The organism is Streptomyces sp. NPDC089915 (assembly GCF_040684675.1).
Lineage (GTDB): Bacteria > Actinomycetota > Actinomycetes > Streptomycetales > Streptomycetaceae > Streptomyces.
The window spans coordinates 1-24,387 of record NZ_JBFBGN010000030.1; the positions used below are offsets into that span (position 1 = coordinate 1).

Below are 24,387 nucleotides of genomic sequence, written 5' to 3' on the forward strand. Positions count from 1 at the left end.
CGGGACGCAGACGTCCCAGAGGTCCGGACGTAAGCGGGCGGCCTCGGCCATCGACAGGACCGGTGGATCAGCCGCCGGCCGGCCGGCCGCGGCCAGGGTGCCCGCGGCGAGGGTGAGCGCCCCGAGCAGGCCCGTGATCCTGTGTCGTCTCATGGGCCCGCAGTGAAGCGGCATCCCGGCGCGGTCCGCCAGGGCCGGTGGTCCGGGCCTGGCGCGATCTCGCCCAGGGATTTTCGCGATACCCCCCGCGGCTCAGGCCGGCAGGACGACGACGCCGTCGTCGTCCACGTAGACGGTGTCGCCGGGCCGGAAGGTGACCCCTCCGATGGTGACGGGCTCGTCGACGGCGCCGGCGCCGGTCTTGCCGCTCTTGCGGGGGCAGGTGCCCAGCGCCTGGACCCCAAGGTCGAGGCCGCCGAGGGCGACGCTGTCGCGGACGGCGCCGTTGACGATCAGCCCGGCCCAGCCGGAGCGCTCGGCGGCGCCGGCGATGAGGTCGCCGACGAGGGCGGTGCGCAGGGAGCCGCCGCCGTCGACGACGAGGACGGCGCCTTCGCCCGGGGTGTGGAGGAGTTCGCGCAGCAGGGCGTTGTCCTCGTGGCAGCGGACGGTGCGCACGGGCCCGGCGAAGAGCCGGCGGCCGCCGATGGAGCGGAAGGCGGTGGTGCAGATCTCGAGGCCCTCGCCGTGCTCGTCGTAGAGGTCGGCGGTGGGGACGGGGTTGACGCTCATGTGGCTGTGGCTCCTCGCGTTCGGGACGTCGCGCCGTGCGCCGCCCAGCGTATGCGGCGGGTGCGCGCGGGTCAGTCGCGGGAGTTGCCGAAGAGGATGCGGTAGCCGATGAGCAGGACCATCGAGCCGGTGATGGCGGCGGCCCAGGTGGCGAGGTCGAAGAAGTGGTTGTCGATCGAGCGGTGCAGGAACTTGGCGGAGAGCCAGCCTCCGGTGAAGGCGCCCGCGACGCCGATGAGGGTGGTGCCGATGAGGCCGCCGGGGTCCCGGCCGGGCAGCAGGAACTTGGCTATGCCCCCGGCCAGCAGGCCCAGGACGATCCAGCCGATGATGCCCATGGTCGTTCACTCCGCTCGTCGTTCCGCGTCTCTCTACGGTGGGTAGGACGCGGGCCGCGGCCCGGTGGTTCTCAGCCGCGCCGGGTCCGGAGCAGGCCGGCCGCCAGGGTGGCGGCCGTCACGGCACCGATCCCGGCCACGGCGAGGCCGCCGCGCGAGCGGTAGGAGAAGAGGGAGAGGGCGGAGCGGGCCGAGAAGGCGGAGCCCGCGCTCAGCCAGGAGGCCGCCGAGCCGGCGGAGAGCGCGGAGCCGAAGGAGCCGACGGACAGCACGCTGCCCACCGATCCGATCGAGAGCACCGATCCCACCGAGCCGATGGACAGCACGGAGTTGCGGGACCACAGGGAGAGGTACGAGCGGTCGGCCATGGCGATCATGCTGTCACATGGCCGGCCGGTACGGGGTGGCTTTCGCCGGTCTGGACGGATCCGGGCGCGGTCCGCGTCAGCAGGAGCACCCCCCGGGTGGCGGCGAGGGCGCCGGCGGCGGCGAGCACGATGCCGAGGGCGCCGCCCTGGAGGCGTTCGCCGAGCAGGACCATGCCGATGACGGCGGCGGCGAGCGGGTTGGCCAGGTTGACCACGGCGAGCGGGGCGCCGAGGCCGCCCCGGTAGGCCCGCTGCGAGAGCAGCATCCCGCCGACCGCGAAGACCACGACGAGCAGGGCCACGGTGATCACCCGGGCGCTGAGCAGGGAGCCTCCCCGGCCGCCCGCCACGGCCACGGTCTGGGTGAGGGCGGAGGCGACGGCGGAGGCCAGCCCGGAGGCGGTGGCGTGGCGCAGTCCCGGGCCGGGGTCCTTGCGGGCGGTGAGCAGGGCGATCACGGCCAGGGTGGCGCCGGAGACGGTGAGGGCCTCGGCGACGCTGAGGGTGTCGTCGGGGGCCGGGCCGGAGGCGGGGAGCAGCAGCAGGCCGAGCCCGGCGACGGTGGCCAGGGTGCCCCGCCACTCGGTGGCGGCGACCCGCCGGCCGGCGCCGCGCGCGCCCAGCGGGACGGCGGCGACGAGGGTGAGCGCGCCGAGGGGCTGGACCAGGGTGAGCGGGCCGTAGCGCAGGGCGGCGGCGTGCAGCAGCGCGGCGGCGGCGTTCAGTCCGGCCGACCACCACCAGGCGCCGTTGCCGATCAGGTCGCGGGCGCTGCGGGCGACGGCCCGGCGGGCGAGCCGTTCCTGGGCCACGGCGGCGGCCGCGTAGGTGACGGCGGAGGCGAGGCAGAGCAGGACGGCGAGGAGGGTGGCGTTCACCGCTCGCCTCCGGCGGCCACGGGAAGGAGCCGGACGGCTTCCGGGACGGCCCCGGACCCGCCGGGCGCAGGGCGGCCGGGCGCAGGGCCGCCGGGCGCAGGGCCGCCGGGCGCAGGGCCGCCGGGCGCGGGGGCGGGGCCGGGCGCGGGGCCGGGAACGACCGTCGGCACGGGGCCGGCCGCCGGGGCGGGGCCGGCCGCCGGGGCGGGGCCGGCCGGCCGGGCGTCGGCGCGGGCCGCCGTCCGGTGCGGGCGCGGGAGGTCCCGTACCGCTCCGGCGGTGGTGTCCGGACGGGCCGCCGGGCGGGGGACCAGGAGGAGGGCCGCGCCCAGGAGCAGGGTCGCGACGATCGCGTCGACCCAGTAGTGGTTGGCGGTGCCCACGACCACGAGGAGGGTGGCCAGCGGGTGCAGCAGCCACAGGGCGCGCCACCGCGAGCGGGTCGCGGCGATCATCCCGAGGGCCAGCATCAGGGCCCAGCCGAAGTGCAGCGAGGGCATCGCGGCGAACTGGTTGGCCAGGGTGTCGGCGTCCGGGGCGGCCCGGTAGACGGTCGGCCCGTAGACCTGGCCGGTGTCCACCAGGTGCGCGGCCTCCAGCATCCGGGGCGGCGCGAGGGGGAAGGACAGGTGCAGGGCGAGGGCGGCGCCGGTCAGGACCGTGAGCACCCGGCGGGTCCACAGGTAGTGGCCGGGGCGGCGCAGGTACAGCCAGACCAGGAACAGCACGGTCGCCGGGAAGTGCACGGCGGCGTAGTAGGTGTTCGCCGCGTGGACCACGCCGTCGGAGTGGAGCAGCAGCCGCTGGACGGCGCCTTCGCCGGGCAGGTGGAGGGCGCGTTCGGCGTCCCACACGCGGGCGGCGTTGCGGAAGGCGTCGTCGGTGCGGCCCGTCGAGAGCATCCGGCCCGCCTTGTACACGGAGAACAGGCCCGCGACGAGCAGCAGCTCGCGTATGAGCCGGCGCCAGGGCCGTGTGGGTGTGGTGTGGGAGTTCATCCCCCGGTCTCAATTCTTTCGAGCGGCTTTCGGTCGGAACCGTTTCCGATCGACACGCCAGTGTATCGATACATTCGCGTATCGATACGATGGTGTAGCGATAAGCCTCCGGGGCCTTACACTCGGGAGCACGACCCACCGCCCGTGAGCTCACGAGGAGAGCCGCAGCCCATGACGTCCACGCCGCAGGCCACCGCGCGCCGCTCCAAGATCAGCCCGGAGCGCGAGCAGGAGTTCTACGACGCCGTTCTGGAGCAGCTCCGCGAGCACGGCTACGAGGGCCTCACCATGGAGGGCGTGGCCGCGCGGGCCTGCTGCGGCAAGTCCACGCTCTACCGGCAGTGGAAGACCAAGCCCCAGCTGGTCGCCGCCGCCCTGCGGGCGAGCCGGGCGCGGCGCGGCGAGCGGACGCTGGCCGACGTGGACACCGGGAACCTGGCGGAGGACCTGCGCGAGGCCGCCCGGATCGCGGCCGGCACCTCCGGGCGCGACACCCGGCTCACCCAGGCGCTCGGCAACGCCGTGCTCAGCGACGAGGAACTCCAGCGCGCACTGCGCGAGGCCCTGATCGAGCCCGAGCTGGCGGCCTTCGACGCGATCGTGGCGCGGGCCGTGGCACGGGGCGAGATCGCCCCCGACCACCCGGCCGTGGAGTTCCTGCCGGCGCAGCTGATGGGCGTCCTGCGGATCCGGCCGGTGCTGGAGGGGCGCTACGCCGACGCCGACTACCTGGTCCGGTTCGTCGACGCGGCCCTGCTGCCCGCCCTGGGCATCGGCCCGGGAGACCTTCCGGCCACCTGAACCGGTGGGCCGCCGTCCACGATGACCGGACGGCGACCCGCTCGCGCTGCCTCGTGGGGACGGCGGCAGCGCGCCACCCGGACGGGGTGGCGGCCCTCCCGAGCAGGGGGACCGCCGCCCCGTCCGGTCCGGACCCCGCCCGTGAAGCGGGCTCAGCCGCGCGCGGCGCCCATGAGCCGGGTGTACTCCTGCGGGTCCGCGTCGAAGCCCCGGGCGCGGGCGTCCAGCGTCCAGCCGCCCTCCCCGTCCCGGACGAACTCGGCGACGGTGGCCGACGCGGCCCCGGCGAGCCCGGCGAAGTCGAGGGTGGCGAGGTCGGTGTAGCCCTCGCGGATCCTCAGCCCGGTCCCGGCGACGGAGCCGAAGACGGTGCGGCCCGGGGTTCCCGCCGGACCCGGGTCCTGGATCACCACGCCGACCACGACCCGGCCCAGCCCGGCCGCCAGCCGGTCCAGTTCGAGGGTCATCACCTCGTCCCAGCCGAACCCCTGCCCGTTGCGGCTGTCCCGGTCGAGGGTGATGGTCCCGTCGGGGGCGCGGCTGCCGAAGTGCACGAGGTACACCGGCTCCCCGTAGGGATCGGAGACCCCGAAGACGCCGGCGACCAGGTCCAGGTCGTGCGGCCGCGTCCCCGCCGGGCTGGGGTCCCAGCGCAGGGAGATCTCCACCTTGGCCAGGCTCTTGCGTACTCCGGTCACCGGACTCCCCCTCCGCTCGGCCGCTCTGGCCGGTGCTGCCCGGCCATGCTGCCACGCGTCCGTGATCACCGGGCGAACCACCGTAGACAACCGGCCAGTTCGCCGGTCAGCCCGCGGGGGCCACGCGTACGGTCTCCACCCAGTCCGGCGGCTGCGGCGCGTCCGCTCCGATCAGCGCGGCGATCACCCGGCAGCGCAGGGGGCCCTCCGGCCACGGGGTGTACCCGTCGGTGAGGACCACGACGATGTCCGGCCGGTCCGGCGCGGCCAGCGCGGCGGCGATGCCCACCCGCATGTCGGTGCCGCCGCCCCCGGCCAGGGTCACCTGCGCGGCGCTCGTCACCCGGTTCACGGCCTGTACGTCGGCGTCGCAGGCCAGCACCGCGACCCGGTTGCGGCCGACGCCGACCTCCCGCAGCACCCCGGTCACCTCGCCGAGCGCCGCGGCGAGTTCCTCGTCCCCCATGGATCCGGAGGTGTCGACGACGATCGCGACCCGTGGCAGCGGCCGGCGCAGGCTCGGCAGCACCACCCGGCCGCCCAGCGCGGGGGTGCGCCGCGAGGGGCGGCGGTAGGTGTAGTCGACCGCGCCGCCCGCCCACGCGGCGGCCTCGCGCACGGCGCCCGTCAGCGCGCGCCGCCAGTCCACGACGGGCTCCAGCACCTCCTCCGCCCAGCGCTCCCACCCGGCGGGCAGACTGCCCCGGCCCTTGGTGCGCAGGTGGGCGCGCATGGCCTGGGCGGTGGTCCGGCGCAGGGCCTGCGCCTCCGCCGAACCGACCCGGGCGGCGCCGCCCGGCGCGTCGCCGAGTTCCCAGGGCGCGGGTACGCCGTGCGCGCCGGAGCCGCAGTCCACGTGCTCGTGCGGGGGCGTGTGCGGGATGCCGGGCAGGTAGCCCTCGAAGAGACCGCCCGCCGCGAGACCGAACCGGCCCGGTTCCATCCGGCCCTCGGGCAGCCGCAGGCCGTCGGCGAGGAGGTCGTCGTTGATCTCGCAGTCCTGCGCGATGTTGATCCGCAGCGGATCGCGCTGGTCGGCGGCGGGCAGCCGGTCGGCCCGGCCGTGGTGGTCGCGCAGCAGGTGGGCGACCTCGTGGATCCACACCCCGGCGAGCTCGGGGACGGGGGTCCGTTCGACGAACTCGGGCGAGACGTAGCAGCGCCAGTGCCGGTCGACGCCCATCGTGGCCACCCCCGCCGGCCCCGGGGAGGGGACGACGGTCAGCGCGTACAGGGCGGAGGCCAGGTAGGGGCGGGCCTCGGCCGCCGCGTAGCGGGCGGCGAGCAGTTTGGCCCGGTCCAGGGGGCGGTCCACGGCGCGGTCCACCGGTGCGGCCCGCCCGGTCAGCGGGCGCCGGGGAGGGCGCCGGCCAGCTGGAGCAGTTCCACGAAGGCGTCGATCCCGGCGGGTACGGGCCAGGACAGGTCGCGCATCGCGGCCAGGTCGGCGGCGGCCCGGGCGGCCACGTCGGGGACGCCCGCGTCGACGGCCTTGGCGAGCACCGTCCAGGCGGCCTCCCAGCGGGGCCGGGTGAGCTCGCCCTGTACGGCGGCCACGACCGCGATGAGGAAGGCCAGCTGCCGGTCGCCGCGCTGGGGCAGGGCGAAGGCTTCGGGGTCGGCCAGCACCTTCTCCGGGTCGGGCAGGTCGAGGTTCTCCAGGTAGGCCAGCAGCTCCAGGCCCGCGCCGTCGCCGACGGCCCCGGTGAGCGCGGCGGACAGCGCCTCGCGGCCGGCGCCGGACGCGTAGCCGGTGGCCAGCAGGCGCAGCGCCATCTCCCAGGTGCGCGGCGAGGGCCAGGCCCGGCCGCGGCCCTCGGCGTCGTTCGGCATGTGGTGGACGAGGCCGGGCCGGGCGGTGAGGAAGCCGGAGACCGCGCCCCGGGCGCGGGCCGCCGCGCCGGCGGCCCGGGCGGGGTCGACCGCGGGCAGGGCCGTCTCGGGCCAGGTCCCGGCCATGCCGCGGGCCACCGTGCGGGCGTCGTGGGTCCAGTCGAGGTGGACGAAGCGGTTGGCGAGCGGCGGGCTGAGGTGCCAGCCGTCGGCCGCGCTGGAGGGCGGGTTGGCGGCGGCCACGATCCTTACGGACGCGGGCAGTTCGAGGCTTCCGACGCGGCGTTCGAGGACCACGCGCAGGAGCGCGGCCTGGACGGCGGGCGGGGCGGAGGACAGCTCGTCGAAGAAGAGCAGGCCGTGCCCGGTGCGGGCCAGGCGCACGGCCCAGTCCGGCGGCGCCATGGGCACGCCGGTGGTGGCCGGGTCGTCGCCGACGATGGGCAGGCCCGCGAAGTCCGAGGGCTCGTGGACGCTGGCGATCACGGTCTCCAGCCGGACCCCGAGGGCCTGCGCGAGCCGCTCCATGCCGGCGGACTTGCCGATGCCGGGCTCGCCCCACAGCAGGACGGGCTGATTGGCCGTCACCGCGAGCGCCAGGGCCTCCAGTTGGGGGTTGGTCGCGGGCTCGGTACGGGTGGCGCCCAGCCGGGCGTTGAGGGCGTCGGCGGCGGCCAGTGCGGGCGCGGGCCGCGCAGGTGTGGTGGTCACAGTTCCCCCGCCCCGGCGCCGGCCGGACCCGTGGGGTCACCGGTGGCCGCGTAGCCGTCGTGGTCGTCGTAGTCCTTGTCCTCTTCCCACTCTTCGCGCTCTTCCATGAACTCGTCGTACTCGCCGGAGCCGAGCTCGGGGTGGGCCTCCTCCACCAGCTGCTTGAGGAAGGCGAGGTCGGTCCGCTTGTAGCGGCGCACCACCTGGGCCAGCGACAGCTCCAGCTCGTCGACCACGTCGATGCGGGCGCCGGCCGCGAGGAGGGCGCGCACCAGGGCGGCGGTGCCGCCGTTCTGGACGGCGCACTGGAGCGGGGTGCGGCCGGCGTCGTCCTCCTGTTCCAGGGCGAGCCCGGCCGCCAGCAGCCGGGGCAGCAGTTCCTCGTGGCGTACGAAGGGGAGCAGGTGCAGCAGGCCCTGGCCGCGCCCGTTGCGCACCCGGGGGTCGAGGCCCGCGTCGAGGAGCGCGCGGACGCCGGGGGTGTCGCCGTGCTGGACGCGCTCGAACAGCTCGCGCCGTTCGGCCCGCAGGGCGCGCGGGAGGCGGCCCTCGCCGGTGGTCCAGGCCTCGCGCACGGCGAAGCAGCCCGCGATGGCTCCGCCGAAGGCCCGCATGGCGCGCTCGCGCTGCTGCTCCTCGGCGGTGTGCGGGAGTTCGAGTACGCCGTCCCGAGAACGCACTTCGTGCCATGCGCCGACGCAGCGCACCCGGACGGGCCGCGGCGCGGCGGGGCCGGGCGGCCCCGCGGCCGGGCCGGCTCCGGGGAAGAGCGCGTCGGCGACGAGCGGATGCAGTTCGTGCCGGGCGGTCCGGCCGGAGCGCACGAGGTACGGGTCGGGCAGCGGCTGCCAGGCGTGGCCGGGCAGCCGGGTGACGTCGCCCACCGTCTGGGAGTCGACGACGCGCAGCCGCGGGCCGCCGCCTGCCGTGTCCCCGGCGGGCTCCAGCAGCAGCGTGGCGCGCCAGTGCGGGGTGAAGCGGAACCGCTCCCCCGCGCCCGCCGCGGTCAGGCGGCGGAACTCGGCGGCGAGGCGGACCGGCTCCAGCGGGACGGACTCCAGCGCCTCCCGGGCGTCGTGGGTGGGGTAGAGGCGGCCGCGCCGCTCGAAGGGGGACAGGTCCAGCTCGATCCCGGCGGCGGCGAAGGCACCCTCCAGGTCGCCGCGCCGGTAGAGCTCGGCGGCCCACTCCGTGCGGGCGGCGCGGTCGCCCGCGGCGGGTTCGGCGGCCGGCAGCGCGTCGGCGCCGAGCGGGGTGCCGTCGGCGTGGAAGAAGGGGAGTCGGCCGGCGGGCCCGGCGGCGGCGCGGAGTGCGGCGGTGTGCCGGGAGTCCCAGAACCAGGGGGCCAGGGTCCAGTCCTCGGTGGTCCAGCCCCCGTAGGCGTGGTGCTTGCGCGCCGGGTCGACCGGCGCGCAGTGCAGCCGCAGCCGCTGCGGGCCGTCGATCATTCCGCGCGTGGTGATGAACAGGGCGGGCGCGCTCTCGTCCCGGCCGTAGCGGGCCAGGACGACGCGGCGGCTGGGGGCGAGGACGCTGCGGCCGCCCAGCACCCGGGGCAGGTGCCAGCGCACCAGCTCGGGGACGAGGTGGTGCAGATCGGCCTCGACGGCCCCGGCGACGGCGGTCCCGTACGCGGAGGCCAGGGCGGGCAGGTCGAGGGCGGTCTCGACGCCGGCGGCCGCGCAGGCGGCGCGCCAGTCCCCGGCCAGGCGGTGCGCGGTGGCCCGTTCGATCATCCAGCGGGGCACCGCGTAGCGGCGCACGCGCTGCCAGGACGCGGCGTCCTGGTCCGGCAGGGCGCCGGGCGGCAGGTGGGCGAGGAGGTTCTCGTCGCGCGCGCTCACCGGTACACGCTGCCGATGGCCCGCAGGTCCGGGTGGCCGGCCGGGGCGGGCCGCAGCCGTTCGGCGAAGGAGCGCTTGAGGCGGCGGGGGGTGCCGGGGCCGAGGCCGACGTGCTCCAGCGGGCTGCCGTCGGGCAGGGCGGCCAGCAGGCGCTTGGCCCCGCGGCCGGTGATCCCGGTGTGGCGCAGCTCCAGGCGGCGCAGCGGGCTGCCGGGCAGCGCGTCGGCCAGGGCGTACGCGCCCTCGTCGCCGGTGGCGTTGCCGGTGGAGCCGAGGCTGCGCTCGGACATGACGCGGCCGAGGTCCAGGGACTCGATGCCGCCGAGGGCGGCGGCCAGGGCGCGGGCTCCGGCCACGCCGATGCCGTTGCCGCCGAGGCCCAGGCGCACCGGGCGGTCGGGGCCCGCCTCGGCCGCCGCGGCCGCGAGGACGGCGGCCCCCTCGTCGCCGAGGTGGTTGGCCGGGACGTAGAGTTCGCGGACTCCGGCCTCGGTGATCAGGGCGGCGAGCAGCGGGGCCGCTTCGGCGGTGAGGCCGTTGCCGCCGAGGTAGATCCGCTCCAGCGGGGTCGCGCGGGTGCGCAGGGCGTCGAGGAGGAGGCGCAGGCCGTCGGCGGTGACGCCGGTGTTGACCAGGTCGAGGGTGCGCAGCGCGGTGTTGCGGCGCAGCAGGGCGGCCAGGGTGCGGGTGCCGTCCTCGTGGAGGGGGTTCCGCTTGAGCCAGAGGGCGCGGACGGTGGTGTCCTCGGCGAGGGCTCCGGCGAGGGCGAGGGCGCCGTCGGGTCCGATGCGGTTGCAGCCGAGGTAGAGGGTGTGCAGCCCGTGCGCGGGGCCGGCCTCGGTGAGGGCGCCGGCGAGGGTGCGGGCGCCTTCGTCGGCGATGGAGTTGGTGCCGAGCAGCAGGTGCGCGGCGTGCGGGGAGGCGGTGGCGGCGGGCAGCAGGCGGGCCGCGCCGGCGGGGCCGATGCCCTGCTTGCACAGGTCGACGCGGCCGTCGGCGCGCAGGGTACCGAGGGGGAAGGTCTCGTCGGCCTCGACGGGGTGGTCCTGCGCGAGGCGGGCGAGCAGCGGGTCCAGGCCCGCCGGTTCGGCGAGCGGCAGGTCCGGGTGCTCGATCGCGGGGCACCGTACGGGCGTCGGCCGTGTCATCACCACTCCACCGGTTCCTTCGCCGGCTTCCGGCGACCGAGCTGATTCGGGTACGACCGTCATGACGGCAGGGCGCGGCGCCCTGCCGTCATGACGGGAAGAAGACGCAAGACCGGTCGGATTCGAACCGACGTCCTCCAGCTCGATGCTTGGGCGCGACGACCTCTGCGCTACGGCCTTGCTGCGGTGATCATAGCGGCCGCGAGGCCGAAAATCGATCACCAGTTTGAATTCATGAGGTGGCGCCCGGTCCGGCTACCAGTCCCCGTCCTGCACGGGGTCGCCCGGGCGGGACGCCTTCCCGACGTGCTTGACCTGGCCGGGCGCCGGGGGCGTCCAGGGCGCGTGGTCGTCGCCCAGCCAGTCGCCCACCGGTTTGACCTCCGCGAGGGGTCCGGCGGCCGGGAGGTCGGTTCCGCTTTCGTCGTAGTAGTCGTACCAGGGCAGCCCGGCCCGGGTGCAGGCGGCCCGGTCGACGGGCGACGGCGGGGCGTCCTCACCCGTGATGCGGCGCCATTCGGGCGGGGTCACCAGGTGCACGAAGACCCGCGCGGCCGGGGTGTCCGCCCAGGCCGAGAGCGTGCGCTCGTCCCGGTAGACCTCCTGGCGCATCGCCCCGCCGACCCCGAGCCCCATCGCCGGGGCCGGGGCCCGCCGGGCGGCGGGCCGGGCCGGAGCGCCGCCCGGGGCCGACATCGCCGCCGGCATCGGCGGCGGGGCCCCGTAGCCCCCGAAGCCGGCGGGGGCCGAACCGGGCGGGGCCGGGACCGGGCCCGCGCCCCCGCGGGGCCGTCCGCGCCTGCGCACCCGCTGCGCGTCGCGCCACGCGGCCAGGGCGTCCGGCTCCAGCGGGAACGCCTGGAGCTGCACCCCGCCCGCGGTCTCCTCCCCGGTGACCTGCCCCTCGACGGTCGCGCCGAGGCCGAGGGGCACGGCGACGAACTGACGGACCGTACCGTCGCCCGAGTTGATCCCGTCGAGCCAGGGCTGGCGGGGCAGCACCACGTAGTTCTGCGGGTCGCGCGCCAGCCGGCCCGTCCACGGCTTCCCCGACACGGCGCACACCTTGCCGACCCCGACCTGGAGCGCGGCGGGCTCCGCCGACCCGCCGAAGGCCAGCCACATCGCCTCGCGCAGGTACACCGGCAGCATCACGCCGCCCTTGGCCCGCCACTCCGGCGGAACGGTGTCCGGGTGGTCCTCGACCCGGCGCAGCGGGAACTCGCCCAGCCCCGGCGGAAGCGCGTGCGTCCCCGACTCGGGAAGACGCAATGTCCGGATGAACCTGATACGCACCCCGTCGCCCAGCAGCAGGGTGTTGCCCTCGACCCGCGCCGCACCCGACACTTCGCCCACCGCCATGCACCGGCCCCCCTTCTCGCGCCCCGGAGCCCCGCCACCGCAGGATCTTCGGCGGAACCGGATCGTTATCCTCAAGTTTTCCTCAGATGTAGTGACGCTGCGGCCGCCACCTTCCTAGCTTCCTCATACACGTGCCCACGCGCCCCCGCGGTTCCGCACGTCCCCCCACGTTTCCCGCGACACTCCCCCGCGGATCCGCGTTCCCGAGGAAAGAGCAGCACATGAAGGTTCCCAAGGCCGGTGCGGTCGCCGCAGTGATCGCCCTCGCCGCCACCGCCTCCGGCTGTGGCGGTGAAGCCAAGAAGGAACCGATCTCGGTCGGCATCAAGTTCGACCAGCCGGGCATCGGCATGCGCGAGCCGGACGGCACGTACACCGGGTTCGACGTCGACGTGGCCACCTACGTGGCCAAGGAGCTCGGCTACAAGGCGAACGAGATCGAGTTCAAGCAGGTCTACAGCAACGACCGGGAACTGCTGATCCAGTACAACGAGGTCAAGTTCGTCGCGGCCAGCTACACGATCAACGACAAGCGCCGCGCGCAGGTCGACTTCGCCGGCCCCTACTTCGTCGCCCACCAGGACCTGCTGGTCCGCGCCGACGACAACACGATCACCAAGCCCGAGGACCTCAACACCAAGCGGCTGTGCTCGGTGACCGGCTCCACCTCCGCCGAGAACGTGCGCAGCAAGCTGGCCCCGAAGGCGAGCGTGCTGGAGCTCGGCGGGTACTCGGAATGCCTGGTCGCCCTCCAGGACAACCTGGTCGACGCCATGACCACGGACAACTCCATCCTCGCCGGGTACGCGGCCAGGAAGGGCAACGAGGGCAAGTTCAAGCTGGTCGGGCTGAACCTGAGCAACGAGAACTACGGCATCGGGATCAAGAAGGGCGACTCCGAGCTCCAGAAGAAGATCAACGCGGCGCTCACCAAGATGGTCTCGGACGGCTCCTGGGAGGCGGCCGTGAAGAAGAACTTCGGCCAGGCGAACTACAAGTACGAGCCGGCCCCGCGCGTCACCACGGGCAGCTGACTCCGGGAGACCGCGCACCGAGGGGCCCCGCCGGATCCGGCGGGGCCCCTCGGCCGCGGGCACTCCCCTACGCCAGCGGCGCCTTGGCGCGCAGCACCGTCAGGAACTCCCGCATCCAGGCGGAGTGGTCGGGCCAGGCGCGGGCGGAGACCAGGGTGCCGTCGACCACGGCCTCGGCGTCGCGGAACTCCGCCCCGGCGGCGCGCATGTCGGGTTCGAGCGCCGGATAGGCGGTGACCGTGCGCCCGCCGAGGGCCCCGCTCGCGGCGGTGATCAGCGGGCCGTGGCAGATCTGGGCGATGGGCTTGTCGGCCCCGGCGAAGGCGGCCAGGATCCGGCGCACCTCCGGGTCGTTGCGCAGGTACTCCGGGGCGCGCCCGCCCGGCACGACCACGGCCGCGTACTCCTCGGGGACCACCTCGGCGAAGGCGACGTCCGCGGGCCAGGTGTAGCCGGGCTTCTCCGTGTAGGTATCGAAGCCCTCCTCGAAATCGTGTACGACGAAGCGCAGCTTCTTGCGCGAGGGGGCCGCGACGTGGACCTCGTACCCCTCCTCCCGCAGGCGCTGGTAGGGGTAGAGGACCTCCAGGGACTCCGCGGCGTCGCCGGTCACGATGAGGATCTTCACTGCCATGGGCTGCTCCAGGGGGCGCTGTCGACGGCCGGTCCGGGCCGTCCGGGGCACCGCCTACCGTGCCCATGCCCGTCGACCGGCAAACCCCTGCCCCGCGCCCGTCAGACACATGGTTTTAACCTGTTCGATACATGACAATGTGAGCCTCGCTCTGCCACCTGACACCCCGCCAACTGCCAGGGCGGGGGCGGTGCTTGTGGAGAGGTATCCCCCACGTCATGAGAATCTCCCGTACGGCTCCCTGGGCCGCCGGCCTCGCGGCCGCCGCGCTCTTCCTCATACCGGCCACCGCCACGGCCGGCCCGCAGCGGACGGCGGCGGCCCCCCGCGCCGCGGCCGCCGCGACGAGCGTCGACGACTACTACGCGCCCGCCGCGGGCAAGACCGGCGCCGCGCTGAAGAAGGCGCTGCACGACATCATCAAGAACCAGTCCACGGTGACCTACGACGGCGTGTGGAACGCGCTGAAGGTCACCGACCAGGACCCCGCCAACCCGAACAACGTCATCCTGGTGTACTCGGGCCGCTCCCAGTCCAAGAACACCAACGGCGGCGGCGTCAACGACTGGAACCGCGAGCACGTCTGGGCCAAGAGCCACGGCGACTTCGGCACGGCCACCGGGCCGGGCACCGACCTGCACCACCTGCGCCCCGAGGACGTCACGGTCAACAGCACGCGCGGGAACAAGGACTTCGACATGGGCGGGAGCCCGGTCGCCGAGGCCCCCGGCAGCTACACCGACGCCGACTCCTTCGAGCCGCGGGACGCGGTCAAGGGCGACGTCGCGCGCATGCTGCTCTACATGGCCGTGCGCTACGAGGGCGGGGACGGCTTCCCGGACCTGGAGATGAACGACAAGGTCAACAACGGCACCGCGCCGCTCTTCGGGCGGCTCAGCCTGCTGAAGCAGTGGAACCAGATGGACCCGCCGGACGCCTTCGAGAAGCGGCGCAACCAGGTCATCTTCGACACCTACCAGCACAACCGCAACCCGTTCATCGACCACCCGGAGTGGGTCAACTCCATCTGGTAGACCGCCCGTCGGTCTACTTGACGTAGATCTCGTCGAGGGTGTCGATGACCCCCGCCGCGTTCAGGTGGTAGTGGAAGGGCAGCCCCTTGTCCGGGTGGGTGTCCAGCCACCCGGTCAGCTCGCTGGTGGAGATGGGCCTGCCCATCACCGTGGAGGGCCCGAGGATCGGGGCCGTCGCGGTGATCTTGGCCGTCTCCGCGATCGGCAGGTACGTCCACGGGCCCGACGGTTCGAAGCGGCCGGGGCATCCGTACGTGCCGTGCTGGACGACGAGGCTGGTCATGCCGCCCTCGGGGGTGTACCGCTGCACGGCGATCGTGTCGGGCGAGACCGGCATCCTGCCGTCGGCGCCGCAGGGCGTCCCGGAGGGCGGGGCCGGGGCGGGGGGCGCCTTCCCCGCCGGGGTGGCCGTCGCCGAGGGCTTGGGCGCGGCGCCGGTCTTCGAGGGGGCCGGCGCGGCCGCCGTGGCGGTGGCGGTGGGCGGGAGCGGTGCGGGCGCGGTCGGCTTCACCTCCGGCGCGGCCGGGTCGTCGCCGTTCTGACAGGCGGTGAGCGCCAGCATGCCGCACACCGCGAGGACGGCCATGGCCGCGTGCCCCCGTACCGCTCTCATCGTCTTCTCCCTCGGGAAGGTTCCGGCGTCGCCGCACCGTAACCCCCCGGATCCGGCCGGGACGACGGCCGGACGCGATTCGTCACCGGGCCGGGATCCGGTTGTTGCGGAGTACGGACCTCCGCCCCCCCGTCAGGGGCCCAGGCGCGCTGCGAGGGACCGGAACTCGGACCAGGGCGCCTGCGGCGCGCGCGGGTCCCAGAGCTTCTGGGAGAGCGCGGCCAGCGGCATCCGGATGCCGGCGGCCACCTGGTCCGGGGTCTGGGAGGAGGCCAGGTCGCACCAGACGGCGAGGCGGGCCCCGAGGATCTGCGCGTCGTACGAGGCGGGGACGGCGGTCGTGCCGCGCAGCACGAGCGGGGTCCACTGCTCGTAGATCCGCTCGCCGGTGGGGTAGGTGAACTGGTTGGGCTCGCCGAGCACGTAGTAGAGGTACTCGTCGTTGAGGTTGACCACCTTGCGGCCCGTGCCCAGGTACTCGGCCGGCGGCCGGGCGCCGTACTCCTTGCCGGTCCAGTACTCGGCCTGGATGTCCGGGGCCGCCTGCGCGACGCCGCCCTTGAAGATCCCGTCGTTCCACGCCTTGAGGGCCTTGCCCGACGGACGGACCACCGCCGCCCGGTCGTTGAGCCAGCCCGTGGCGAGGTCCTGCACCCGGGCCGCGGCCCCGTAGCGGGCCCGCGCGGCGCTCGCGAGCTGCGGGAAGGAGGCCTGCGGGTCCTTGACGACCAGGGCCTGGTACTCGTCCGCGCCCAGGTGCCAGGCACCGGCGGGGAACAGCGGCAGGTACTCGCGGAGCAGGTCGTCGACGAGCTTCGCGGACGCCGGGTTGGATATGTCCACGGCGCCCTTGACGGCCTTGCCCGCCGCGTCGCGCAGTTGCAGGTCCGGGTGGGCGCGCAGGACGGCGCCGAGGTGTCCGGGCGAGTCGATCTCGGGGACGACCGCGATGTGCAGCCGGGCGGCGAGCGCGGTGATCTCCCGGACGTCGGCCTTGGTGAGGTGCGGGGTGGAGACGATCTCCGGGTGGGTGTCCGACTCGATGCGGAAGGCCTGGTCGTCGGAGAAGTGCAGGCCGAGCTGGTTGAGTTTGAGGTCGGCCATCTCGCGCAGCCGGTCCTCGATCCAGCCGGGGGAGAAGTTCTTGCGGGCGATGTCCAGGTTGAGCCCGCGCTGCGGTTTGGCCGGGGCGTCCTTCACCGTGCCCTCGGGGGCCGAACCGGCGCCGCGTATCTCCTGTTTGAGGGTGCGGGTGCCGTAGAAGACGCCCGCCTCGTCGGGTCCCGTGACGGTGACCCGGCCGCCCTCGACGGTGAGGGTGTACGACTCGGGCGGCCCGGACCCCGAGGGCCCGAGGGCGAGCCGGACGTCACCGGGCCGCTGCTGGTCCGACTCGGCGTAACCGAGGCGCAGTTCGCCGGCCAGCAGCCTCCCCTCGTCGGCGAGGGCCACGCGGTCGGCGGGGGCCACGAGGACGCGGGCGCCGGGCGCGGGCTTCCAGCCGGGGCCCCGGGCGGGTACGTGCTCCCGTACGGCCGGGACGGTGCGCGGGGCGGCGGACAGCGGGTACGAGGAGGCCGGCGGCGGGGCCGGGGCGGTCGGGGAGGCGGGCGCCGGCGTGGCGGGCGGGGCGGTGGCGGTGGGGGCGGCGCCCTTGTCCTGGGCTCCGGCGGAGCAGGCCGGCACGGCGAAGGAGACCAGGGCGGCGGCCGCTGCCGTCGCGATGGTCCGTCCTGCGGCGGTCCTTCTCTTCGTCTTCCGCATGATGCACCGGTCCCCCGTACCAAGCTGGCACGGGGGACCGGTGCGCGCGACCCGGGGCGGAAGGGGGCGCCCCGGGCCGGGCGGGATCAGGCCGCGGCGAGGGCCTCCAGGGCGGCCTCGCCGAACCCGTGGTCCTGCTCGGGGGCGCCGCCGCCGATGCCGACCGCGCCGATGAGGTGGCCGTCGCGGTGGACGGGGAGGCCGCCCGCGATGAAGAGCAGCGGCCGGTCGAGGGCGGTGGGCAGGGAGTGGAAGGGGCCGCCGGGCAGGACGGCCTCGGTGAGGGCCGCGGTGGGGGCGTTCAGCTGGAGGGCGGTGTACGCCTTGCGGGTGCTGGTCTCGCCGGAGATCAGGACGGCCCGGTCGTCGCGGCGGAAGGCCAGGAGGTGGCCGCCCGCGTCGAGGACGGTGACGCTGACGGTGGCCCCGGCCGCCTCGGCGGCGCGGCGGGCGGCGGTGACGAGCAGTTCGGCGTCCTCGGTGGTCAGCGGGGAGACGGCGGTGCGGGTGGTGGTGCGGGACATGGGGTGCTCCTGTGGCGGTGGGGGGCGGGTGGGCGGATCAGTGGTGGACGGGGGTGGGGGCGGGGGCCGCGGCCGGGGCGGCGGCGACGACCCGGCCGCCGCCCGCCGCGCGGCGGCCCGTGCGGCGCTCCAGGGCTCCGGAGACCAGGGCGAGGAGCAGCGCGGAGGCGGCGAGGGCGGCGCCGACCCAGTTCGGGGCGGTCCAGCCGAGGCCGGCGCTGATGACCAGGCCGCCGAGCCAGGCGGCGAGGGCGTTGCCCAGGTTGAAGGCGCCGATGTTGACGGCGGAGGCCAGGGTGGGGGCGCCCGAGGCCTGGTCGAGGACCCGCTTCTGCAGCGGCGGCACGGTCGCGAAGCCGAGGGCCCCGATGAGGACGACGGTGACGGCGGCGCCCGCCTTGCTGTGGGCGGTGAGGGTGAAGGCGGCCAGGACCAGGGCGAGCGCGCCGAGCGACACGTACAGCATCGGCATCAGCGCCCGGTCGGCGAAGCGGCCCCCGACCAGGTTGCCGGCGACCATGCCGAGGCCGAAGAGGACGAGCAGCCAGGTCACGGAGGTGTCGGCGAACCCGGCGACGTTCGTGAGCATGGGGCTGATGTAGGTGATCGCCGCGAACACGCCGCCGAAGCCGAGGACGGTCATGGCCATGGCGAGCAGTACCTGGACGTTGCGGAAGGCGGCCAGTTCGTGGCGGATCCGTACGCCCTCGGGGCGGGGCAGGTCGGGGACCAGGCGGGCGATGCCGAGCAGGCCGACCACGCCGAGCGCGGCCACGATCAGGAAGGTGACGCGCCAGCCGAGGTGCTGGCCGACGAGGGTGCCGAGCGGGACGCCGACCACGTTGGCGACGGTCAGGCCGGTGAACATCATCGCGATGGCGCCGGCCTTGCGCTCGGGCGCCACGAGTCCGGCGGCGACGACCGCGCCGATCCCGAAGAAGGCGCCGTGGGCGAGGGAGGCGACGACGCGGCCGGCCAGCATCACCCCGAAGGCCGGGGCGAGCGCGGAGACCACGTTGCCGACGACGAACAGGCCCATGAGCACCATCAGCATCCGCTTGCGGGGGACGCGGGTGCCGAGGACGGTCATCACGGGGGCGCCGAGGACGACGCCGAGGGCGTAGCCGGTGACCAGGAGGCCTGCGGTCGGGATCGAGACGCCGTATCCGGCGGCGACCTCGGGCAGCAGGCCCATGATCACGAACTCGGTGGTGCCGATCCCGAAGGCCCCTATGGCCAGGGCGAGGAGCGCGAGAGGCATGAGCGTGCGGCCCTTCAGGGTGGGGGGAGGTCGGTGCGCGCGAAGCGGCCGGAAGATTGCGCCAGCCGTTTACAGTCGTCCACATTAATTGCAGACGCCTGATATTTGCAAGCGCGGGCTATTGCATGCGTGCCCTATCCTGAGTGGTACGCGCACGCGCACGCCCCGGGCGTACGCCCTGACGACGGAGGAGCCCATGACGGCCACGGACAGCGCCCCGACCCCCCTCGCCCAGGGCTGGTGCGCCCTCTCCCTCCTCCACGGCCGCATCGAGGCGCACCTGGAGCGGGCCCTCCAGGCCGGGCACGGACTGAGCGTGCGCGAGTACTCCCTGCTGGACGTGCTCAGCCGCCAGCACGACGGGCCGGGCGGGCACCTGCGGATGCACCAGGTGGCGGAATCGGTGGTGCTCAGCCAGAGCGCGACGACCCGCCTGGTCAGCCGGCTGGAGGACCGGGGGCTGCTGAACCGCTACCTCTGCGACACCGACCGGCGCGGCATCTACACCGACGTCAGCCAGGCGGGCCTCGACCTGCTGTCCCTGGCCCGCCCCACCAACGCGGCCGCCCTGCGCGAGGCCCTGGACGAGGCGGCCGCCCGCCCGGAACTGGCCCCGCTGGTCTCGGCGGTCGAGAACCTGCGCGGATAGCCCGCCGACACGCGTGGGCCCCCGGCCTTCCGGCCGGGGGCCCACGCGTTTCCGGTCCCTAGCCCCGCGCTGCCGAGGGGGTCGCCGTTGCCGGCGGGAGGCCGCCGGCCGGGCCGGAGGACGGGACGGGCGAGCCCTGGACCGGGCCGTGCGAGGGCGGGGGCGCCGACGACGTACGCGGCGGACGCGCCGAGGAGCCGGGCGCCGTCGGGGTGGGGGTGACGCGGGGGGACGGGCTCTGCGACGGCGGCGCCGAGGGGACCGCCGAGGGCGTCGCGCCGGGCGGCGTGCTCGGGCTCGGGCTCGGCAGCGGGGTGAGCTCCGGCGGCGCGGCGGGCGGCACCGGGCGGACCGGGACCTCGTCGGGGCCCAGCAGCAGGTAGCCGGCCAGGGCCGCCGCCGCGAGACCGGACAGGCCCGCGAGGGCCCACACCGGACGGCGCAGCCGGACCCGGCCGGCCTTCAGGTGCGGACCCGGCGGGTCGGCCGGGCGCAGCACGACCACGGTGACCTCCGCGGCCCTGGCCTCCATGGCCCGCCGCAGCCGGCCCTCCACGGGACGTTCGCCGCTCATACCCTTCCCTCCAGGATCCGTTCCAGCGCGTCCAGGGCGCGGCTGGCGTTCGACTTCACCGAGCCCCGGCTGATGCCCAGGGTCTCGGCGATCTCCGCCTCGCTGAGGTCGGCCCAGTACCGCAGCACCAGCACCTGGCGGCGGCGCGGGGTCAGCCGGCCCAGCGCCGCCAGGACCTCGCGGTGCGCCTCGTCCAGGACGACGGACGCCTCCGCGGAGGGTACGTCGGCCGTGACCGGCGGGATCCACGCGCGGGCCGTGCGGCGGCGGCGCAGCACGGAGCGCGCGGTGTTCACGACGGAGGTGCGCAGGTAGCCCAGCGCGTTGTCCACCTCCGTGATCCGCTCCCCGTACCGGCGGTAGAGGGCGGTGAAGGCGTCCTGGACCACGTCCTCGGCGGTGCCCAGGTCGTCGACGAGGAGCACCGCGAGGCGGACCATGGACAGCCGGTGGGCGTGGTACAGCTGGCTGACGGTCGGCACGGGGTCGCCGGCGGCGGGGCCGGACGCCCCGTAGGTGTACGGGTGCGGGTGCGCGCCGGGGCCGGCCGGCGGGGCGGGGGTTTCGCGGCGGGTGAGCCACCACCACAAGCCCCGCCACGCCCGGGGGGAAACGGGCGCGGCGGGGCCGGTGGTCGGTGCGAGTGCGAGCACGGGTGTCCTCAGTTGCCGGCGCGGCGCCGCACGGTGTAGAGGGCTCCCGCGCCCACGGCGACCAGCCCGGCCGCTCCGGCGCCGAGGGCGACGGTGGTCGCCGAGGAGCCAGTATGCGCGAGCTCGGATCCCTCGCCGGAGCCGGGCGCCCCGGACGGGACGGCGGACGGGGCCGCGGACGGGACGGCGGAGGGCCGCGCGGTGCCGGGCATGCTCACCGACGGGCTGGGCTTGGCACCCGGCGGCAGGGAGGGCACGGCCGAGGGCTGCCCGCCGCCCGGGTGGGTCGGGACCGCGCTGGGCCGGGCGGTGCCGCCGGGCTGCGAGGGAACCGGGTGCGGCGCGGCCGAGGCGGAGGGCTGCGCCGGAGTGGCGGAAGGCGCCTGCGCGGCGAAGGCCGGTCCGACGAGGGCGACGGCCGCCCCGGCGGCGGCAGCGACGACGGCCGCCCGGCGGGCGGACTGGGGTACGCGCTTCAGGTTCTTCACGGTGCATCTCCACGGTCGGTTCGAGGGCTCGGAACTTCGCCCTTCACCCCCGCACGACGTGCGAGTCCGCGATCGGTTGCCGCCGTTCCCGAAAAAACTTTCCGCGCCCCTCGGCGGGGCCGGCGACGGCCGTCGCCGGGTGAGGGCCCCTTGATGGGGCCGCCGTCGTGGATCACAATCCGCAGATGCCGACGCCGCCGTGCACTCCCCCGAGCCCTGCCACGGGCCAACGGCCCCCGTACAGCAGCTGGATGCGGTACTTCTCCCCCGCCCCGGTCCACCGCCGGCTCGGCCTGGTCTGCCTGGGCGTGGGCGTGCAGCAGGGGGCGCTGCCGGTGGTCGGGCCCCGGGTCCTCGGCCATCACGTGGCGGTCGTGGTCACGCGGGGCCGCGGCTGGTTCGCCGGGGCCGGGCGTCCGCCGCAGGCGGTGGCGGCGCCCGCCCTGCTGTGGCTGGTGCCGGGGGTGGAGCACCACTACGGCCCCGATCCGGAGGGCGGCGGCTGGGACGAGTGCTTCGTCGACTTCACGGGCGCCGCCGTCGGCGCGTACACCGACCTCGGCTACCTCACCCCGGACCGTCCGGTGGTGCCGCTGAGCGGGACCACCGGGGTGCAGCACGTGGTGGACGGGATCGTGCGGGCCGCCCGGCGCGGCGGGCCGCTGCTGGAGGTGGAGGCCGCCGCGCAGGTGCACGCCCTGCTGGTGGCGCTGCGCTACGCGCGGGCGGAGGTGTCGCGGCACGGGGACGCGGTGGTGGACGCGCTGGCCCGGGACGCGCTGCTGCCGATCCCGGTGGCCGAGCACGCGGCCCGGCTCGGCATCCCGCTGCCGGAGCTGCGCGGGGCGGTGCGGCGCAGCACCGGCGGGGGCGTCAAGGAGTACCTGCTCGGGATCCGGCTGAGCCGGGCCAAGGAGCTGCTGGCCCGGACCGACCTGCCGGTCTCGGGGATAGCCCGCCGGGTGGGGTACGAGGACCCGGCCTACTTCAGCCGGCTCTTCAGCCGCCGGGTGGGCATGGCCCCGGTGCGGTTCCGGGAGCAGCAGTCGGTGCGGGCCCCGGCGGGGTGGGGCGGCGGGGCCTCAGGGCATGGGCCGGCGGGCGTAGCAGAAGAAGTGCTCCTCCGGGTCGGCGAGCCCTCCGGCGGGCCGGAACGGGACGGTCTCCTGGTGCAGGACCTCCAGCCCGGCGGCCCGGATCCGGTGCAGGTACTGCTCGGCGGAGAGGCTGCTGACGGTGACGGGATGGCCCATGAACTCGATGTCGAGGGCGTCGATGTCCCCGGGGACGGTGGCGACGAGGAGGTGGCCGCCGGGCGCCGTCCAGGAGGCCATCCGCTCCAGTGAGCCGGCGATCTCCGCCTGGTCCATCATCAGCAGCGGGAAGAAGGCGCAGACGGCGTCGAAGCCCTCGGGGCCGGGCGGGGTGTAGGTGCGGACGTCGGCCTGCTCGAAGCGGGCTCCGGGGACCCGGGTGCGGGCGAGGGCGACCATCTCGGCGGAGACGTCGATGCCGGTGACGGCGCAGCCCGCGCGGGCCAGGGTCTCGGCGGTGGGGCGGCCGGTGCCGCTGCCGACGTCGAGGACGCGGGCGCCCCGGGGCAGCCGTCCCATGAGCCACTCCAGGGCCTGCCGCTGGGCCGGGATGGTGCCGAACGCCTCCTCGTAGCGCCCCGCGAGCGCGTCGAACACCTCTGCGGCGGTCCTGCGACCGGTCATCGTGCGGCCTGCCTCTCCTCGTCGTGCCCGCACCGTTGCCGGGTACGGGGTCCTGGGGCCCGGGCGGGCATGGCCGGACGGGCCCCAGGCGCAGGATGCCCGCCGCGCGGGCCGCCCGTGCCCGGAACCGCCGAAAGGGCGTCAGCCGGAGGCCGCCTCCCGGACCGCCGCCAGGAACGCGTCCGTTCCGGGGTGCGTGGGGTGGTGCGGGTAGGACACGTAGACGGTGGCGGGCGGGGCGTCGGAGACGGGGAGGAAGCGGACGCCGGGGTGGCCGTGGCTCTCGGCGGTGCCGGCGGCCGCGAGGCCGAAGGCGCCGCCGGTGGCGATCAGGTTGAGCCACTCGTCGACGTTGCCGACCTCCACCGTCCGGGCGGGGCGCTCCGCGGGCGGCCACAGCTCCGGCGAGGCGGTGCCCGCCTCGAGCCAGACGGCCAGCGGCAGCGCGGGGGCGGCGGTGAGTTCCGCCAGCAGGATCCGGTCCCGGCCGGCCAGCGGGTGGTCGTCGGGCAGGGCGGCGACGCGGCCCTCGGTGTAGAGGGCCTCGCTGCGGATGCGGGGGTCGTCGAGGAGGGTGCGCAGGACGGCGACGTCGGCGTCCCCGGTGGCGAGTCCGGCGGTGGCGTTGTCCCGCCGGACCACGTCGAGCGGGGTGCCGGGCTGGGTGCGGCGCCAGGTGCGCAGCAGCGGTACGGTCTGCTGCCCGAGCACGGCGCAGGTGTAGCCGAGGCGCAGCGGGCGCGACACCTCGCGGGTGTCGGCGAGGGCGGCGTCCAGGTGGGAGAGGATGGCCCGGCCGTGCCCGAGCAGGGTGGTGCCCGCCCCGGTGAGGGCCAGGTGCCGGGAGGAGCGGTCCACGAGCCGGACGCCGACGCGGGCCTCCAGCTGGGCCAGGGTCCGGGAGAGGGCGGGCTGGGTCATGTGCAGGCGGGCCGCCGCGGCGGTGATCGTCCCGGCCTCGGCGACGGCGTCCAGCGCCCTGAGGTGCCGCAGTTCCACATCATCCATGCCTGGGGAGCATAGTCGCTGCCCAGACGGCATTTCCGGACGGGCGGCGCGGTCCCTACGGTCGGAGGTGCCCGGCGGAGGTTCCGCCGGGCAGGTTCTCCGGAGGTCGTGATGAGGATTCTGCTGGTCGGCGCGGGCGGCACGCTGGGCACCGCGGTGCGCGGGGCGCTGGCGGCGCGCGGGCACGAGGTGGTCGGGGTGGGCCGCTCGGGCGGTGACCTGGTGGCGGACGTCACGGACCCGGAGCAGGTGGCCCGCCTGTACGCGCAGGCGGGCCCGCTGGACGCGGTGGCGGTCGCGGCCGGGGAGGCCGTGTTCCGCCCGCTGGGACAGCTGGCGGCCGACGACTTCGCGGCGACGCTGCGGGGCAAGGCGCTGAGCCAGATCGAGCTGGTCCGCCAGGGCGCCGCGCACCTGGCCCCGACCGGTTCGTTCACGCTGGTCAGCGGCATCCTCACGGAGCAGCCGATCGTGGCCGGCGCGGCCGCCTCGGCGGCGAACGGAGCGGTCGAGGCCTTCGTGCGGGCGGCGGCGGTCGAGCTGCCGCCGCAGCGGATCAACGCGGTGAGCCCGACGGTGCTGGAGGAGTCCCTGCCCGCCTACGGCCCCTTCTTCGCCGGGATGGAGGCCGTCTCCGCGGCCCGTGCGGCGACGGCCTACGTGCGCTCGGTGGAGGGGGCGCAGACGGGCCAGGTCTACCGGGTCCACTGACCGGGCCCGTC

General features: G+C 75.7%; 26 protein-coding genes, 1 tRNA gene and 1 pseudogene. 6 read left to right on the top strand and 22 right to left on the bottom strand.

Features of this window, described 5'->3' with window-relative positions; genetic code table 11:
- Window positions 1-252: 252 nt before the first annotated feature.
- The 5 genes from rraA to AB0O29_RS12360 form a co-directional block, all read right to left on the bottom strand.
- Window positions 253-732, bottom strand: coding sequence for a ribonuclease E activity regulator RraA (rraA, locus tag AB0O29_RS12340; protein WP_365150152.1), 480 nt, complete (start codon window positions 730-732; stop codon window positions 253-255).
- 71 nt (window positions 733-803) lie between these two features.
- Window positions 804-1,070: a GlsB/YeaQ/YmgE family stress response membrane protein gene (locus AB0O29_RS12345; protein WP_365150155.1), complete on the bottom strand. Its 267-nt coding sequence runs from the start codon at window positions 1,068-1,070 to the stop codon at window positions 804-806.
- 71 nt (window positions 1,071-1,141) lie between these two features.
- Window positions 1,142-1,438 carry a hypothetical protein gene (locus tag AB0O29_RS12350; protein WP_365150158.1) on the bottom strand — a complete coding sequence of 99 codons (297 nt, stop codon included), beginning with the start codon at window positions 1,436-1,438 and terminating at the stop codon, window positions 1,142-1,144.
- Window positions 1,439-1,443: 5 nt separating this feature from the next.
- A complete protein-coding gene (locus tag AB0O29_RS12355) occupies window positions 1,444-2,316 on the bottom strand; it encodes a DMT family transporter (RefSeq protein ID WP_365150161.1) in 873 nt (290 codons plus the stop codon).
- Entirely contained in the window at window positions 2,313-3,314 is a 1,002-nt protein-coding gene (locus tag AB0O29_RS12360; RefSeq protein WP_365150164.1) for a phosphatase PAP2 family protein, read from the bottom strand. Before AB0O29_RS12360 ends, AB0O29_RS12355 begins: the two co-directional genes overlap by 4 nt.
- 171 nt (window positions 3,315-3,485) lie before the next feature.
- On the opposite strand from AB0O29_RS12360, the gene AB0O29_RS12365 reads away from it, so the two are divergent.
- Window positions 3,486-4,115, top strand: a complete 630-nt coding sequence (locus AB0O29_RS12365) for a TetR/AcrR family transcriptional regulator (RefSeq protein ID WP_365150167.1) — start codon at window positions 3,486-3,488, stop codon at window positions 4,113-4,115.
- Window positions 4,116-4,267: 152 nt separating this feature from the next.
- Here AB0O29_RS12365 and AB0O29_RS12370 read toward each other — a convergent pair whose 3' ends face one another.
- The 7 genes from AB0O29_RS12370 to AB0O29_RS12400 all read right to left on the bottom strand — a co-directional run bounded on the left by AB0O29_RS12370 (window position 4,268) and on the right by AB0O29_RS12400 (window position 11,711).
- On the bottom strand, window positions 4,268-4,813 hold the full coding sequence (locus tag AB0O29_RS12370) for a TerD family protein (protein WP_365150170.1): 546 nt from the start codon (window positions 4,811-4,813) through the stop codon (window positions 4,268-4,270).
- 106 nt (window positions 4,814-4,919) lie between these two features.
- Window positions 4,920-6,128, bottom strand: coding sequence for a VWA-like domain-containing protein (locus AB0O29_RS12375; protein WP_365150173.1), 1,209 nt, complete (start codon window positions 6,126-6,128; stop codon window positions 4,920-4,922).
- 29 nt (window positions 6,129-6,157) lie between these two features.
- Window positions 6,158-7,357: an AAA family ATPase gene (locus AB0O29_RS12380; RefSeq protein WP_365150176.1), complete on the bottom strand. Its 1,200-nt coding sequence runs from the start codon at window positions 7,355-7,357 to the stop codon at window positions 6,158-6,160.
- A complete protein-coding gene (locus tag AB0O29_RS12385; protein WP_365150179.1) occupies window positions 7,354-9,201 on the bottom strand; it encodes an ankyrin repeat domain-containing protein in 1,848 nt (615 codons plus the stop codon). Before AB0O29_RS12385 ends, AB0O29_RS12380 begins: the two co-directional genes overlap by 4 nt.
- Window positions 9,198-10,349: a gala protein gene (locus AB0O29_RS12390; RefSeq protein WP_365150182.1), complete on the bottom strand. Its 1,152-nt coding sequence runs from the start codon at window positions 10,347-10,349 to the stop codon at window positions 9,198-9,200. Before AB0O29_RS12390 ends, AB0O29_RS12385 begins: the two co-directional genes overlap by 4 nt.
- Window positions 10,350-10,456: 107 nt before the next feature.
- Window positions 10,457-10,529 (bottom strand) — tRNA-Arg (locus AB0O29_RS12395).
- Window positions 10,530-10,604: 75 nt separating this feature from the next.
- Window positions 10,605-11,711: a hypothetical protein gene (locus tag AB0O29_RS12400; protein WP_365150184.1), complete on the bottom strand. Its 1,107-nt coding sequence runs from the start codon at window positions 11,709-11,711 to the stop codon at window positions 10,605-10,607.
- Between the two features lie 221 nt (window positions 11,712-11,932).
- Here AB0O29_RS12400 and AB0O29_RS12405 point away from each other — a divergent pair, with 221 nt between their 5' ends.
- Window positions 11,933-12,745: a glutamate ABC transporter substrate-binding protein gene (locus AB0O29_RS12405; protein WP_365150187.1), complete on the top strand. Its 813-nt coding sequence runs from the start codon at window positions 11,933-11,935 to the stop codon at window positions 12,743-12,745.
- 67 nt (window positions 12,746-12,812) lie between these two features.
- Here AB0O29_RS12405 and AB0O29_RS12410 read toward each other — a convergent pair whose 3' ends face one another.
- Window positions 12,813-13,379: a DJ-1/PfpI family protein gene (locus AB0O29_RS12410; protein WP_365150190.1), complete on the bottom strand. Its 567-nt coding sequence runs from the start codon at window positions 13,377-13,379 to the stop codon at window positions 12,813-12,815.
- Between the two features lie 218 nt (window positions 13,380-13,597).
- On the opposite strand from AB0O29_RS12410, the gene AB0O29_RS12415 reads away from it, so the two are divergent.
- Entirely contained in the window at window positions 13,598-14,413 is an 816-nt protein-coding gene (locus AB0O29_RS12415; protein ID WP_365150193.1) for an endonuclease, read from the top strand.
- Between the two features lie 13 nt (window positions 14,414-14,426).
- Here the strand turns inward: AB0O29_RS12415 and AB0O29_RS12420 are convergent, their stop codons facing one another.
- From AB0O29_RS12420 to AB0O29_RS12435, 4 genes are all read right to left on the bottom strand, one after another.
- Entirely contained in the window at window positions 14,427-15,026 is a 600-nt protein-coding gene (locus AB0O29_RS12420; protein WP_365150196.1) for a hypothetical protein, read from the bottom strand.
- Between the two features lie 132 nt (window positions 15,027-15,158).
- The gene (locus AB0O29_RS12425; protein ID WP_365150199.1) at window positions 15,159-16,790 is read right to left on the bottom strand and encodes a glycoside hydrolase family 20 protein; all 1,632 of its coding nucleotides are present in this window, start codon (window positions 16,788-16,790) and stop codon (window positions 15,159-15,161) included.
- An 86-nt stretch (window positions 16,791-16,876) separates the two neighbouring features.
- Entirely contained in the window at window positions 16,877-17,314 is a 438-nt protein-coding gene (locus AB0O29_RS12430) for a heme-binding protein (protein WP_365150202.1), read from the bottom strand.
- Between the two features lie 37 nt (window positions 17,315-17,351).
- A complete protein-coding gene (locus AB0O29_RS12435; RefSeq protein WP_365150205.1) occupies window positions 17,352-18,575 on the bottom strand; it encodes an MFS transporter in 1,224 nt (407 codons plus the stop codon).
- A 196-nt stretch (window positions 18,576-18,771) separates the two neighbouring features.
- On the opposite strand from AB0O29_RS12435, the gene AB0O29_RS12440 reads away from it, so the two are divergent.
- Window positions 18,772-19,224: a MarR family transcriptional regulator gene (locus AB0O29_RS12440; RefSeq protein WP_365150208.1), complete on the top strand. Its 453-nt coding sequence runs from the start codon at window positions 18,772-18,774 to the stop codon at window positions 19,222-19,224.
- A 58-nt stretch (window positions 19,225-19,282) separates the two neighbouring features.
- On the opposite strand, the gene AB0O29_RS12445 is transcribed toward AB0O29_RS12440, so the two are convergent.
- Genes AB0O29_RS12445 through AB0O29_RS12455 form a run of 3 tightly spaced genes read right to left on the bottom strand, consistent with a single transcriptional unit; the run spans window position 19,283 to window position 20,939 of the window.
- On the bottom strand, window positions 19,283-19,798 hold the full coding sequence (locus AB0O29_RS12445) for a hypothetical protein (RefSeq protein WP_365150211.1): 516 nt from the start codon (window positions 19,796-19,798) through the stop codon (window positions 19,283-19,285).
- A complete protein-coding gene (locus tag AB0O29_RS12450) occupies window positions 19,795-20,451 on the bottom strand; it encodes a SigE family RNA polymerase sigma factor (RefSeq protein WP_365150214.1) in 657 nt (218 codons plus the stop codon). The genes AB0O29_RS12445 and AB0O29_RS12450 overlap by 4 nt, the downstream gene beginning before the upstream one ends.
- An 8-nt stretch (window positions 20,452-20,459) precedes the next feature.
- Complete coding sequence (locus tag AB0O29_RS12455) at window positions 20,460-20,939, bottom strand: LAETG motif-containing sortase-dependent surface protein (protein ID WP_365150217.1); 480 nt, start codon at window positions 20,937-20,939, stop codon at window positions 20,460-20,462.
- A 251-nt stretch (window positions 20,940-21,190) separates the two neighbouring features.
- Between AB0O29_RS12455 and AB0O29_RS12460 the strand changes: the two are divergent.
- Window positions 21,191-21,985, top strand: a pseudogene (locus tag AB0O29_RS12460) (AraC family transcriptional regulator); the annotation flags it as partial.
- 36 nt (window positions 21,986-22,021) lie between these two features.
- On the opposite strand, the gene AB0O29_RS12465 reads toward AB0O29_RS12460, so the two are convergent.
- The gene (locus tag AB0O29_RS12465; protein ID WP_365150220.1) at window positions 22,022-22,657 is read right to left on the bottom strand and encodes a class I SAM-dependent methyltransferase; all 636 of its coding nucleotides are present in this window, start codon (window positions 22,655-22,657) and stop codon (window positions 22,022-22,024) included.
- Window positions 22,658-22,798: 141 nt separating this feature from the next.
- Window positions 22,799-23,665: a LysR substrate-binding domain-containing protein gene (locus AB0O29_RS12470; protein WP_365150223.1), complete on the bottom strand. Its 867-nt coding sequence runs from the start codon at window positions 23,663-23,665 to the stop codon at window positions 22,799-22,801.
- Between the two features lie 111 nt (window positions 23,666-23,776).
- Here AB0O29_RS12470 and AB0O29_RS12475 point away from each other — a divergent pair, with 111 nt between their 5' ends.
- The gene (locus AB0O29_RS12475) at window positions 23,777-24,376 is read left to right on the top strand and encodes a short chain dehydrogenase (protein ID WP_365150226.1); all 600 of its coding nucleotides are present in this window, start codon (window positions 23,777-23,779) and stop codon (window positions 24,374-24,376) included.
- The last annotated feature ends 11 nt before the right edge of the window (window positions 24,377-24,387 follow it).